This window comes from Bradyrhizobium sp. T-1 (assembly GCF_053592855.1).
Map to the genome: position 1 here is coordinate 5,227,236 of NZ_CM132115.1, position 12,663 is coordinate 5,239,898.

Annotated in this window: 11 protein-coding genes; 7 read left to right on the top strand and 4 right to left on the bottom strand. The window is 63.8% G+C overall.

All coding sequences use genetic code 11. The annotated features are described in order from the left end of the window. The first annotated feature begins 45 nt into the window (after window positions 1–45). The 6 genes from ACWAT4_RS25400 (at window position 46) to ACWAT4_RS25425 (ending at window position 6,381) form a co-directional block, all read left to right on the top strand. Window positions 46–1,044, top strand: a complete 999-nt coding sequence (locus ACWAT4_RS25400; RefSeq protein WP_249148842.1) for a LacI family DNA-binding transcriptional regulator — start codon at window positions 46–48, stop codon at window positions 1,042–1,044. Window positions 1,045–1,195: 151 nt separating this feature from the next. Continuing rightward, on the top strand, window positions 1,196–2,695 hold the full coding sequence (locus tag ACWAT4_RS25405) for a sugar ABC transporter ATP-binding protein (RefSeq protein ID WP_449728348.1): 1,500 nt from the start codon (window positions 1,196–1,198) through the stop codon (window positions 2,693–2,695). A 54-nt stretch (window positions 2,696–2,749) separates the two neighbouring features. Further along, window positions 2,750–3,802: an ABC transporter permease gene (locus tag ACWAT4_RS25410; RefSeq protein WP_212302624.1), complete on the top strand. Its 1,053-nt coding sequence runs from the start codon at window positions 2,750–2,752 to the stop codon at window positions 3,800–3,802. 120 nt (window positions 3,803–3,922) lie between these two features. Continuing rightward, window positions 3,923–5,011, top strand: a complete 1,089-nt coding sequence (locus ACWAT4_RS25415; protein WP_449731261.1) for an ABC transporter substrate-binding protein — start codon at window positions 3,923–3,925, stop codon at window positions 5,009–5,011. A gap of 107 nt (window positions 5,012–5,118) precedes the next feature. Further along, a complete protein-coding gene (locus ACWAT4_RS25420) occupies window positions 5,119–5,457 on the top strand; it encodes a hypothetical protein (RefSeq protein WP_449728349.1) in 339 nt (112 codons plus the stop codon). An 18-nt stretch (window positions 5,458–5,475) separates the two neighbouring features. Then, window positions 5,476–6,381, top strand: coding sequence for an SMP-30/gluconolactonase/LRE family protein (locus tag ACWAT4_RS25425; RefSeq protein WP_449728350.1), 906 nt, complete (start codon window positions 5,476–5,478; stop codon window positions 6,379–6,381). A 17-nt stretch (window positions 6,382–6,398) separates the two neighbouring features. On the opposite strand, the gene ACWAT4_RS25430 is transcribed toward ACWAT4_RS25425, so the two are convergent. Further along, window positions 6,399–7,280, bottom strand: coding sequence for an NAD(P)-dependent oxidoreductase (locus tag ACWAT4_RS25430; RefSeq protein WP_212425616.1), 882 nt, complete (start codon window positions 7,278–7,280; stop codon window positions 6,399–6,401). A 44-nt stretch (window positions 7,281–7,324) separates the two neighbouring features. Beyond that, window positions 7,325–8,080 carry an SDR family oxidoreductase gene (locus ACWAT4_RS25435; RefSeq protein ID WP_212302425.1) on the bottom strand — a complete coding sequence of 252 codons (756 nt, stop codon included), beginning with the start codon at window positions 8,078–8,080 and terminating at the stop codon, window positions 7,325–7,327. A gap of 100 nt (window positions 8,081–8,180) precedes the next feature. Here ACWAT4_RS25435 and ACWAT4_RS25440 point away from each other — a divergent pair, with 100 nt between their 5' ends. Further along, a complete protein-coding gene (locus ACWAT4_RS25440) occupies window positions 8,181–9,128 on the top strand; it encodes a 2-hydroxyacid dehydrogenase (RefSeq protein ID WP_212425615.1) in 948 nt (315 codons plus the stop codon). A gap of 26 nt (window positions 9,129–9,154) precedes the next feature. Here ACWAT4_RS25440 and ACWAT4_RS25445 read toward each other — a convergent pair whose 3' ends face one another. After that, window positions 9,155–10,018, bottom strand: coding sequence for an alpha/beta fold hydrolase (locus ACWAT4_RS25445; protein ID WP_212425614.1), 864 nt, complete (start codon window positions 10,016–10,018; stop codon window positions 9,155–9,157). 9 nt (window positions 10,019–10,027) lie between these two features. Next, window positions 10,028–12,535 (bottom strand): alpha/beta hydrolase, encoded by a 2,508-nt coding sequence (locus ACWAT4_RS25450; RefSeq protein WP_212425613.1) that lies wholly within the window; start codon window positions 12,533–12,535, stop codon window positions 10,028–10,030. Between the last annotated feature and the right edge of the window lie 128 nt (window positions 12,536–12,663).

Below are 12,663 nucleotides of genomic sequence, written 5' to 3' on the forward strand. Positions count from 1 at the left end.
CGAACCCGGACGACGAGCAAAAAGGCGCCCAAGCGGCCAGCGACCATGGCTGAGGTGGCGGCGCGGGCCGGTGTTTCCGCAATGACCGTCTCGCGCGCGTTGAAGAGCGATGGCGCCGTCTCTGAGGAGACGCGAGGCCGGATTCTCGCGACCGTCGAGGAGCTCGGCTATGTGCTCGACCTGTCCGCAGGCGCATTGTCCTCAAAGCGGACGGGATTCGTGGCGGCGGTAATCCCTTCCATCAACAACTCCAACTTCTCCGATACCGCGCGCGGCATCACCGAGGCGATCGAAGGCCAGGGGCTCCAGATGCTCCTCGGCTACACCGACTACGACATGGAGAAGGAAGAACAGCTCGTGCGAGCAATGCTGACGCGCCGGCCCGACGGCATCATCGTCACCGACGGAAGGCACACACCGAAGGCACGCCGCATGCTGCAATCCGCTGGCATTCCGGTGGTCGAGACCTGGGACATGCCCGCCGATCCGATCGACCACGTCGTCGGCTTCTCCAACGCCGAGGCTTCGCGCGCGCTCGTGCATCGGCTTTACCAGAAGGGCTATCGCAACATCGCCTTCATTGGCGGCGCAAGCCGGCGCGACACGCGCGGCGCCGACCGCCGTCTGGGCTACAAGCGCGCCGTCGAGGAGCTCGGCCTGCCGGTCGGACGCACGATCTCGTTCGGCAATCCGCCCATCTCCATGCAACAGGGCGGCGAGGCTATCGTCCAGCTCATCGAGCAATGGCCGGACGTGGACGCTGCCGTTTGCGTCTCCGACCTCTCTGCCTTTGGCGCGATCATGGAATGCCACCGCCGCGGTTGGGCGGTCCCCGGCCGGATCGCGGTGGCCGGCTTCGGCGACTTCGAGGTTTCGCGCTGCTCCTGGCCGAGGATCACGACCGTCGCTGTCGACTGCCGCAACATCGGCTTGGAGGCCGGCCGCGTTATGCTTCGCGCCATCGCCGACGTTAGAGACGGCCGGAGACCAGGACCCGAAACGTTGATCGTCCCATTTGAGGTCATCGAGCGCGAAAGCACCTGAGTTCGGCTTGACAGCGGCGCTCGACCGGGTAGTGTTATCGATAACAAATATGACGCCATAATGGATCACGATGGCCGAGCGCCTGGTCATCGGTTGGGAGAGCCTCCCAACCGATCGTGATCGGCTGGCGATTTCGGGAGGAGAACCGGGGATGGCATCGGGTGCGCTGCGCTTCGATGGAGTCGTCAAGTCGTTCGGCGGCACTCGCGCGCTCAAAGGCGTCAGCTTCGGCGTCGAGCGCGGCGAAATCGTCGCCCTGCTTGGCGAAAATGGGGCTGGCAAATCGACCCTCATCAAGGTGCTCGGCGGTATCCATCGTCCCGATGCCGGTGCCGTAACGATCGCAGGCGAGCCCTATCACCATGCACCGGGAGGCCGTGCCGAGCACCAGCCGGTCGCCTTCATCCATCAGGATCTCGGCCTCGTCGAATGGATGACGATCGCCGAAAATGTCGGCCTCGCCCAGGGCTTTCCGCGGACCCGGCCGTTCGGCCTGATCGACTGGCGCGCCGCCGAGGCGCGCGCGACCAAGGCGCTCGCACTGGTGGGCTGCGACATCGATCCGACCACGCGGGTGTCGAGCCTGTCGCGCACCGAGAAATCGCTCGTCGCCATCGCCCGTGCGCTCGTCGTCAATTGTGATTTCCTCGTGCTCGACGAGCCGACGGCGAGCTTGCCGGCCGATGAGGTAGAGCGGCTGTTTGCAGCGCTGCGGCGTCTGCGCGAACAGGGCGTTGGAATGATCTATGTGTCGCACCGGCTCGACGAAATCTTCCGCATCGCCGACCGCGTCGTCGTGCTGCGCGATGGCCAACTCGTCGGCGAGAAGGCAATCAGCGAGACTTCGCCCGAGGATCTGGTGCGATTGATCGTCGGCAGGCCCCTGCTCGACATGTTCGAGAAAGCCACCTCGCATTCCGGCAAGACCCGCGTCACGGTGCGGGGATTGATCACGCCGAAGGCCGGACCGGTCGATTTCGACGTGCGCGAGGGCGAACTGCTGGGCCTCGTGGGCTTGCGCGGCGCCGGTCAGGAGGAGATCGGCCGCGCCCTCTTCGGCGCGGTGGCGCATCGCGGCGATATAAGGATCGACGGCACGGCGCCGGACCTGTCGAGCCCCGTGGCCGCCATGGCGGGCGGCATTGGTCTCGTTGCCCGCGACCGAACGGAAGAGTCGATCGCGGCATCCTTGTCGATCCGCGAAAATGTCTTCCTCAATCCCGGCGCCTCCGGGCGCGGTCTGTTCGACGTGCTCGCTCCGCGGCGCGAAGCCGAAGAGGCCGTCAAGCTCGGCGCCTTGGTGGGCTTGCGACCCAATGATCCACATCTTGCCATCGAAGGACTCTCGGGCGGCAACCAGCAGAAGGTTGTCGTCGGCCGCTGGCTTGCGACGGGACGCAAGCTGCTGGTGGCCGAAGATCCGACCGCCGGCGTCGACGTCGGCGCCAAGGCGGAGATCTATCGGCTCATCGCCCGTGCCATCGCCGAGGGGCTCGCGGTCGTCGTCGTCTCCACCGATTTCGAGGAAGTTGCGCATATCTGCCATCGCGCGCTCGTCTTCAACCGCGGCCGGATCATCACCGAGATCGCCGGAGATGCTTTGACGACGGAAGCCCTGATCACCGCGGCTTCAGCCTCGGAAGCCGCGTAACGGACAATTCGCACGGGGCCGACGCAAGGCGCCCGCCGGGAGGAACGCATGGGAATGAATTCGATCGAGTCGAATGCACTGGAGCCGACGCGCGCCGATCTTGCGGGCGCCTCGCCTTCGCAGAAGATCACGCGCCTCCTGCCGGTTTATGGTCTGCCGATCATCACGGTCGCGCTGATCGCGCTGTTCTCGATCCTGTTGCCGAATACCTTTCCGACGCTTCTCAATCTGCGTTCGATCGTCTCCGACAAGTCGATCATCGCCATGCTCTCGCTCGCCGCGATGATCCCGATGGCCGCCGGCAAGATCGATCTCACGGTCGGCTATGGCATCGTGCTCTGGCACATCCTGGTGATCAGCCTGCAAACTGCCTTCGGCTTGCCCTGGCCGATCGCAGTCCTCGTCGTGATCTGCCTCGGCGCCTTCACCGGCCTTCTCAACGGCCTGCTGGTCGAGGTCGCACGCATCGACAGCTTCATCGCCACGCTCGGCACGGGCACGGTGCTCTACGCGCTCGCGCTCTGGCACACCGGCGGCCGGCAGGTCGTCGCGATGCTGCCGGACGGCTTCCTCGCCCTCAATGGCACGATGATCTTCGGTCTGCCGATCACCGGCTTCTACGTGCTGCTTCTCGCAGTGGCGATGTGGCTGATGCTCGAATATCTGCCGATCGGCCGCTACATCTACGCCATCGGCGCCAATCCCAAGACGGCCGCACTTAACGGCATTCCGGTGCAGCGCTTCACGGTCGGCGCCTTCATGGCCTCCGGCATCCTCACCGCGGTCACCGGCGTTCTGCTCGCCTCGAAGCTGCGCATCGGCCAGGCGAGCGTTGGCCTCGAATATCTCCTGCCGGCCCTCGTCGGCGCATTCCTCGGTTCGACCACCATCAAGCCCGGCCGCGTCAATGTCTGGGGCACCATCATCGGGGTCGCCGTGCTCGCGGTCGGCATCGCCGGCATCCAGCAGTTCGGCGGCTCCTTCTGGGTCGAGCCGCTCTTCAATGGCCTGACGCTGCTCGCCGCGATCGGCATGGCCGGCTACGCGCAGAGAAAGCGCGGCGCCGTTGCGAAGGTCCCGGCCGGCGCACCCGATCGCAAGGCCTGAAACACACCATCGATGGAGTTCGTGGCCGACGGCAAGCCGGTCATAACCGAAAGTCCGGCGGAGGGCCGGTGAAAAACGAAACGGCAATCACACCAAGGAGAACGCTCTATGTTGCATTCGATGATACGAACCGGCGCCGTCGTCGCCGGGCTCGCATTCGGTCTCGCGTCCGCCCATGCCGACTCGCTCGCGGACGCCAAGACCTTCGTCGACAAATATGCTTCCAAGGTCGACAAGTGGGATGGCCCGACCGCCGCTCCGAAGATCGCCAAGGGCAAGACCATTGTCGTGCTCGCTTCCGACATGAAGAACGGCGGCGTGCTCGGCGTCACCAAGGGAATTGAGGAGGCCGCCAAGGCCGCCGGCTGGACCGTGCGCACGCTTGACGGCGCCGGCTCGGTCTCCGGCCGCACCGCCGCGTTCGGCCAAGCCATGACGCTCAAGCCTGATGGCCTCGTCATCTGCGGCTTCGACGCGGTCGAACAGAAGCCGGGCATGGAAGCGGCCAAGGCCGCCAAGATCCCGATGGTGTCCTGGCACGCCGCTCCTGTCATCGGCCCCGTTCCCGAAGCCGGCGTCTTCGCCAACGTGACGACCGATCCGATGGCGGTCTCCACGGCCGCGGCGAACTGGGCCTTCGTCGACGCGGGCGGCAAACCGGGCGTGATCATCTTCACCGACTCGACCTACGAGATCGCGATCGCCAAGGCCAAGAAGATGAAAGAGGTCATCGAAGCGCTCGGCGGCAAGGTTCTTGAATGGGTCGATACGCCGATCGCGGAGACCTCGACGCGCATGCCGCAGCTCACCACCTCGCTGCTGCAAAAGCACGGTACGGCCTGGACGCATTCGCTGGCCATTAATGATCTCTACTATGACTTCATGGCGCCCTCGCTCTCTGCGGCCGGCATCAAGGGCACCGGCGCGCCCGTGAACGTCGCGGCGGGCGACGGCTCCGAAAGCGCCTACCAGCGCATCCGCTCCGGCGCCTACCAGGCCGTCACCGTCGCCGAGCCTCTGAACCTTCAGGGCTGGCAGCTCGTCGACGAGTTGAACCGCGCCATCGCCGGAGAGAAGTGGTCGGGTTACGTCTCGCCGCTGCATGTGGTGACCAAGGCCAATGTCGAATTCGACGGCGGGCCGACCAACACATTCGATCCGGGCAACGGCTACCGCGATGCCTACAAGAAAGCCTGGGGTCTCCAGTAAACCCTTCCCTCTCCTCCCCGAGCACGATGACCCTGCTCCCTCGGCGGTCGGTCGCAAGCTGACCGCCGATTTTTCTTCCCCTTCATCAGACAGACGAGCGAATGCCGATGTATATCCGTTGTGCTTTCTTCAGTGGCCGCATCAAGCCCGGACGCGAAACCGAATTCACCGCCTATGTGCGCGAGAAACTCGTGCCGCTGTGGACGCGCTTTCCCGGCGCGGAAGAGGTTCGCGTGCTGCGGCAAGAGGAGAGCGACAGCGACGCTCAGCGTTACGAGATGGTGCTCGCGATCCGCTACCCCTCGCGCGAGGCCATCGAGGAAGCGTTGGCTTCACCGGTTCGCTTCGAAAGCCGCGAGGTGACCAAGGGGCTCACCGAGATGTTCGACGGCTCCATCTTCCACACGGTCTTCAAGGCCGATGACTTTGCCCTGCCGACTGACTGATCGCGGAGATCTGACACAGTGAGCACCTACGACATTCTCGACCCGCGCTTCCAGGCGTTGATCATCGGACACGCCAAGCTCGAGAGGCTTTGGACCGGCAGCCGTTGGGCCGAGGGCCCGGTCTATGTGCCGGCCGCCAAGTCGCTGCTGTGGTCCGACATTCCAAATGACCGCGTGTTGCGCTTCGACGAGACCGACGGTTCGGTCTCGGTGTTCGAGAGCCCCTGCGGCTTTCACAACGGCCATGCGCGCGATGCGCTCGGTCGCGTGATCGCATGCGAGCACGGCGGCCGTCGCATCTCGCGGCTCGAACCCGATGGCCAATGGATTGGACTGGTCGAGCGCTTCGAAGGCAAGCGCTTCAATTCCCCGAACGATGTCGTGATCAAGTCGGACGGAACAATCTGGTTCTCCGATCCCACCTACGGCATCGACAGCGAGTATGAGGGACACGCGGGACCGAGCGAGATCGGCGCCAGCAACGTCTATCGTTTCGATCCGACGAGCGGCTCGCTCGCAGCCATCGTGACCGACATGGTCAAGCCGAACGGTCTCGCCTTCTCGCCAGACGAGCGATTGCTCTATGTGGCCGAAACCGGCGCGACGCATGTGCCTGGCTTACCAGCGGTCATTCGCGCCTACGATGTTGCATCAAGCGGGCTTGGAGTCGGCGAAGGCCGAGTGTTCGCGACCTCGCCAGCCGGGTTCTACGATGGATTCCGCGTCGACCGGAACGGCAACATCTGGACGTCAACAGCGGATGCAGTCGCCGTCTACGCGCCGGACGGCGCGCTGATCGGACGCATTTCGGTCCCTGAGATTGTTTCCAACCTGACCTTCGGCGGGCCGAAGCGGAACAGGCTCTACGTCACGGCGCAGACATCGCTCTACGCGATCTTCGTCAACGCGCACGGGCTTTTCTGAGGCGGAACACCGCGCGTTCACGCCGGCGGCGTGCGCGCCGCCCAGAATTCCATCAGCGCGGCCTGGTCCATCGCGCCACACCCGATCGCGGTCAAAAGGCGATGGATCTCGGCGCAGACGACGGTCATCGGCATTGCGATGCCCGTCTGCCGTGCCAGATCCTGCGCGCCGTTCAGGTCCTTGACCATGTTGTCGATGCGGCCCGTCGGACGATAATCGCGTGCGGCGAAGCGCGGCATGTATTCCTGGAGGATGGCGCTGTCGGCGCGGCCGCCGCGCAACGCTTCGGGGATCTTCGCGGCATCGACGCCGGAAGCTTCGGCCAGCGCGGTCGCTTCGGCGACGGCGACGAAGTTCAGGGCGCACAGGACCTGGTTGATCAGCTTCGTGGTTTGCCCCGCGCCACTCGGGCCCATATGCGTGAAGTTCGAGGCGACTTCGGCGAGGACCGTCCGCGCTTCGGCGACATCGGCAGCGTCTCCGCCGGCCATGCAGGTCAGCTGGCCGATCAAGGCCTTTGGTGCGCCGCCTGACAGCGGGCTGTCGACCCAGCGCAGACCGGCTGCGGTCGCGTCTTTCGCAAGCTCGCGCGTTGATTGCGGATCGATCGAAGACATATCGATGATGAGCGTGCCTTTGCGCGCGCCCTCGGCAACGCCCGCTGGCCCGAACACGGCGGCGCGCACGATCTTCGGCGAGTTGAGGCTGAGGATCACTGCGTCGGCTTCAACCGCAGCACGCGCGGCAGTGATGGCTGCGGTCGCGCCTTTTTCGACAAGACTAGCGACCTTTGCAGGATCGAGATCGAACACCAGCAGACGGGTCCTGGTCTCGGCGAGTCGAGTTCCAATCGCGCCGCCCATAGCGCCGGCGCCGATCAATGCGACTGAACGGGACATTTGACCCTCCGCGATAACCCAAGGGAATGCTTCGACGACGAGCCTCAGAGCGAAGCCGTGATGCCGCCATCGACATAGAGCACGTGTCCGTTGACGAAGGAGGACGCAGGCGAGGCAAGGAAGACGCAGGCCCCGACGAGTTCCTCGACCTTGCCCCAGCGGCCCGCCGGCGTGCGCTTTTCGAGCCAGGCCGAGAAAGCGGAATCTGCGACCAGTGCAGCATTGAGCGGCGTATCGAAATAGCCGGGCGCGATGGCGTTGACTTGAAGGCCGTGTTTCGCCCAGTCCGTCGCCATGCCCTTGGTCAGGTTTCCAACTGCTCCCTTCGTCGCCGTATAGGGCGCGATCGACGGGCGCGCGAGCGCGGTTTGCACTGAAGCGATGTTGATGATCTTGCCGGCGCGCCGTCCGATCATGTGGCGCGCGCAAGCCTGGCCGACGTTGAAGACCGAGGCGATGTTGGTTTGCAATAGGCGTTGAAATGCGTCCGCCGGGAACTCCTCGAGCGGCGCTCGGTGCTGCATGCCCGCATTGTTGACGAGAATGTCGATCGGCCCGACGTCGGCCTCGAAGCGATCGACGGCCGCGCGCGCTGCGGCGTGGTCGGCGGCGTCGAAGGCCAGCGTTCGTGCGCCCGCAATGGAGCTGGCGGCAGCACCGAGCTTGGTTTCGTCGCGGCCGTTAAGCACGACCTCCGCACCCGCTTCAGACAGGCCGCGCGCCAACGCAAAGCCAATGCCTTGAGAAGATCCCGTGACGAGGGCGCGGCGCCCTGTCAGATCGAACAAGTTGATCGTCACCCTGCCTCCTCTTCTTGCATCTCGACATTCATTCTCCATCACACTATGTTATCGATAACATGCAATGTCAAGATCGTGGCCAAGAGGAGCGCTCACCCACATGTCGAAGCCTGAAGTCCTTCAAATGGGCCCCTATCCGGAGTGGGATCAGGTCCCGCTCGATGCAGCTTACTCCATGCACCGCTATTTCGAGGCAAGCGACCGGCCGGCCCTCCTCGCCGAGGTCGGTCCACGTGTCCGCGCCATCGCCACGCGCGGCGAGCTCGGTGCGAATGCCGAGCTCATCGCGGCCTGTTCGAAGCTGGAGATCATCTCGGTCTACGGCGTCGGCTTCGATGCGGTACACCTGGACAGCTGCCGGAAGCGCGGCATCGTCGTGACCAACACGCCCGACGTGCTGACGAAGGACGTGGCTGATCTTGCTATTGCGATGATGCTTGCGCAATGGCGCGGCGTGAATGGCGCAGAGCGCTGGGTGCGCGACGGCTCATGGGCCGCCAAGGGGCTCTATCCGCTGAGGACTCGAGCCTGGGGCAAGCGCGCCGGCGTGCTCGGCCTCGGCCGGATCGGGTTTGAAGTGGCACGCCGGTTGGCCGGCTTCGACATGGACATCGCTTATTCCGATGTCGAGGCCAAGCCACACGGCAAGGACTGGACCTTCATCGCCGATCCCATCGCGCTCGCTGCGCGATCGGATGTTCTGTTCGTCACGCTCGCGGCCTCGGCAGCGACACGGCACATCGTGGGGCGTGATGTTCTCGAAGCACTCGGTCCCGACGGACTCCTCGTCAACGTCTCACGGGCCTCCAACATCGACGAAGAGGCGCTGATCGCGGCGCTGACGGGCGGCAAGCTCGGCGCGGCGGCGCTCGACGTCTTCGAGGGTGAGCCGAAGCTGGATCCGCGATTTCTCGACCTCCCCAATGTGCTGCTACAGCCTCACCACGCCTCCGGCACGACCGAGACTCGCAAGGCCATGGGTCAGTTGATGCGAGACAATCTCGCCGCGCATTTCGCCGGCCTGCCGCCGCCGACACCGGTCCCCTGACGTCTTCCATTCCAGGTGGCCGACCGTCACGCGGCAAGTCCTCCGAACCAGGCCCCGAAATAGCCGGCATAGAGTGCCGGCCGTTCGAGATTCATTGAATGACCTATGCCGGGGACGATCACCAGACGGCAATCCGGCATGGCTTCGGCCATGGCGCGGAGGTCTGCCGGTGGAATCCAGCCGTCACACTCGCCCCACAATACAAGGTGCGGATGCCGGATCTCCGGCATGCGCCGCTCCAGTTCGCGGCTCTCCCTCTCGCGCGTCAGGTTGACCGGCGTTCCGATCCAGATCCCCGCCGACACGGCAAAGGTCTGCTCGATGATGCGATCGAATAGCACCTGAATCTCTCCGACGCCGTCGCGAAAGCGCGGGATCATGTTTGGCGCCATGGTCTCCGGGACAAACAGTGATGAGGCGGCGGTGGCCATCACGCTGCGCGTCAGCTCCTTGCTCGCCATCATTGCCTTGAATAACCCGATCTGGTCGGCGTTGAAGGCCATTCCGAGCGGCGTCACCGGATCGAGCGCGAAGACACGGCCAAAACGCTGCGGCTGATTGAGCAGCATACGCGCGGCGATGATGCCGCCGGTGGAATGGGTCGCAAGGTGGCAGTATTTGATGCCGAGCGCATCGAGCGCTGCCAGCATGTCCTCGGCGTGCTGCTGCATCGAATAGTTGGAATAGTCCGCCGTGGGCTTCGGCCGGTCGCTGTCACCGCAGCCGCGCCAATCAATGGCGATGACGCGCAGCCCGGTCGGAAACATCGGCGCGGCGAGCTCGATCCAGTCCTTGCTGGCGAGATTGCCGTGAATGAAGACGACGGTGACGTCGCCTCGTCCCCATTCCCGCCAGCCAAGCTGGACTTCACCCGCCTGAACTCTCGGCATGGACAGGCCCTATTTATTCAAGCCCGCCGTCGGCGCCGCACCGGGCGGCGTCGGCGCCACCGGCAGGGCCGACACGACCGCGCCCTTAATCATGCGGTCGGTGCCGAGCGGTGACGACGTATCGACCGTTCCCTTGGTCACGAAGTCCACGACATCGACGGAAAATTCCACGGGGTTGTCGGTGTGGATGAAGTGTCCGGTCTCCGGATAGATCTTGAGCATAGGCCGATTGCCGACAGCCGTCATCCGCGTCATGAAGGGCGTGATGACGTCGCGCCCGAGGTCCGTCAGTCCATTGAAGGCGGGCGTCGGAATGAACGGCTCCTTGTCGCCGAATGCGAGAAAGATCGGCGCCTTGATCTGGGTGACCCTCTCATAGAGGTTCTTCGGATCATCCTGCTGGAGTTCGGCACCGATGGTGTAGATGTCAAAGATGAAAACGTTGCACCACTGCTCGAGCTCCTTGGGGTTGCCCTTGGTGAGCCCAACGCGCTGCTCGGTGTGGAAGCGGGCATATTCGCTGTCACTGAAGAAATAGCCGCTCTTTGCGGCCGACACCGCGCCGGTGTCCGGATCACGCTTCTTGAAATAGAAGAAGTCGCGGATGTTCTGCTCGTCGCGCGCCTTTTCCGCGGCAAGAATGCCGGTCTGGTCCCAGACCTGCTTCCACTTGTCGAAGTCGCGGCCGAGGCCGTCGGCGAACAGCAGCGCCTTCTTGTCTTTCGCGATCGTGATCTCGCGCGGATACTCCTCGAGGCCCGACGGCGCCTCTAAAGCGAGGCCCTGTACCGCATCCGGCCAGGTCAAGGCATAGCCAACGACGAACTGGCCGCCGAGCGAGTGGCCGAGATAATACGCCTTCTTGACGCCGAGCTGGTTGACGAGGAGGTCATAGATCACCTCGCGCATGTCCTGCATCGTGCGCGCCGGGCTCTTGTCAAGATTGCCGGGCCCCGACATGCCGTAATGCGGCAGGTCAGGCACGATCACGCGCAGGCCGCTGCGCAGCGCGTACTGCATGATGTTGCCGTAGTGCCCACCAAATGCGCCCTTGCCGTGAATGATGACGAGCACCTTCGGGTCCTTGTCGGTGCCGGCATACTCATCCATGTAGCCGATTTCCCAGGAGTTGCCGCTCTTGTCCTTGGCGTCCGCGAATTTGACCGGATAAGGATAGGTCACATAGGCCTTCCAGAACGACTTCTTGGGATCGATGTTCTGGGCGACGTCGGGCACGCGATAATTTTTGTCGACGAATTTCTGGGCGCGATCGAGCGCCGCTACGTCGTCCATGAAGGCGACGAACTTCGGATCGTTCTTGCGTTGATTGATGATAGGGAACACGCCGTAATGGGCGACCGGGCTCTCCTGCGCGATCAGGTCCGCGCCCGGCACACGATCGACGGCCTTCTGCGCCAGCTTGAAGTTAAGCCAGAGATCGTTGGTGATATGCATCACCAAGGTGCGCGCCTGGATGCGGCCGAGATACGGGTTGATGTTGTGGGTTTCGCCGACCCGGTTGCGCCAGACGAGGTCAACAGCGTCATAGAGCTTGGCGCGGTTCGTGACGTTCAATCCCGCCTTCTCGTTCGGTGGATCCCAGTAGAAGATCTCCGGCTGCACGGCTGGCCAGTTCTGGGTCGTGCGGAAGGCAAAGTCGTAACCGGTCATTCCGAGAATCGACCAGCCGAACGCAACGCCCGGGACCGGATGCTTCTCCTTTGGTAGCTTGTAGTAATCGCCATTGGTGGACTGCCAGACGGGATCGGACTGAATCGCCGCCGTCATCATCTGGAACGTCCAGTTGCCGACGGGATCGTCGCCATCCGACTGCGTGGTGCCGCCGATTGGCATCAGGGCGTTGATATATTCCGGATGCATCACGCCCCAAACGTAAGTCTGGGTGCCGCCCATGGACACGCCGGTCACGAGTGCGACGCGCGCGACCTTCAGCTCGTCGCGGAGCAGGCGGTAATTGGCCTGCACCATGTCGTAGTAGCTGTACTGCGGAAACTTGATGCCGAGGCCGTCGGACGGTTTGCTCGCACCCCACGTGCCGAGCGGATCGACCATGATGACATAGTAGCGATCGGTATCGATCGGGCGGCCCGGACCGATGATCGGCACGCCGCCAGACAGTGCAGCACCTTTGACCCACTGTTCGTACATGTCGGTGGAATCGCCGGAATAATAGGAGTTGATCACGACGGCATTGGTGATCTCGCCGGCGGCGTTGCGACGCGCGTTGCCGATAGCAATGTAGGCGGTGTGCAGCTTTCCGGCACCGAGTGACTCCAGCGTGACGCCCCCCTCGCCGCCATTCTCCCACTTCGAAGGATCAGTCAGATCGTACTTGCCGCCGAGGCGGAAGTTGGCGATTTCGTAGGTCTTCTTCAGCCCGTCATGCTGCACCTGCGACGAGCGGCGGCTGAAGGGTTGTGCGACTGCAAGTGCGGTGCCGACCAGCAATACGATCAAGCTAACGAAGCAACGCTTCGCAATATCGGTCCCGGTCATGACGGCTTCCTCCCTGGACAGTTTTTCGAACGCTAGGAAGCCCGGCACGGAGAGCTTTGATCTAACTCAACGGAATCCCGTCGTGGAGGTTGAGGATCGAAGGCATCAAAATGTTGGTGGCCTTTTGT

Bases quoted from the DNA above. Each gene is read 5' to 3' on its own strand.
- ACWAT4_RS25400 (WP_249148842.1), top strand. From the start codon at position 46: ATGGCTGAGGTGGCGGCGCGGGCCGGTGTTTCCGCAATGACCGTCTCG.
- ACWAT4_RS25405 (WP_449728348.1), top strand. From the start codon at position 1,196: ATGGCATCGGGTGCGCTGCGCTTCGATGGAGTCGTCAAGTCGTTCGGC.
- ACWAT4_RS25410 (WP_212302624.1), top strand. From the start codon at position 2,750: ATGAATTCGATCGAGTCGAATGCACTGGAGCCGACGCGCGCCGATCTT.
- ACWAT4_RS25415 (WP_449731261.1), top strand. From the start codon at position 3,923: ATGATACGAACCGGCGCCGTCGTCGCCGGGCTCGCATTCGGTCTCGCG.
- ACWAT4_RS25420 (WP_449728349.1), top strand. From the start codon at position 5,119: ATGTATATCCGTTGTGCTTTCTTCAGTGGCCGCATCAAGCCCGGACGC.
- ACWAT4_RS25430 (WP_212425616.1), bottom strand. From the start codon at position 7,280: ATGTCCCGTTCAGTCGCATTGATCGGCGCCGGCGCTATGGGCGGCGCG.
- ACWAT4_RS25440 (WP_212425615.1), top strand. From the start codon at position 8,181: ATGTCGAAGCCTGAAGTCCTTCAAATGGGCCCCTATCCGGAGTGGGAT.
- ACWAT4_RS25445 (WP_212425614.1), bottom strand. From the start codon at position 10,018: ATGCCGAGAGTTCAGGCGGGTGAAGTCCAGCTTGGCTGGCGGGAATGG.
- ACWAT4_RS25450 (WP_212425613.1), bottom strand. From the start codon at position 12,535: ATGACCGGGACCGATATTGCGAAGCGTTGCTTCGTTAGCTTGATCGTA.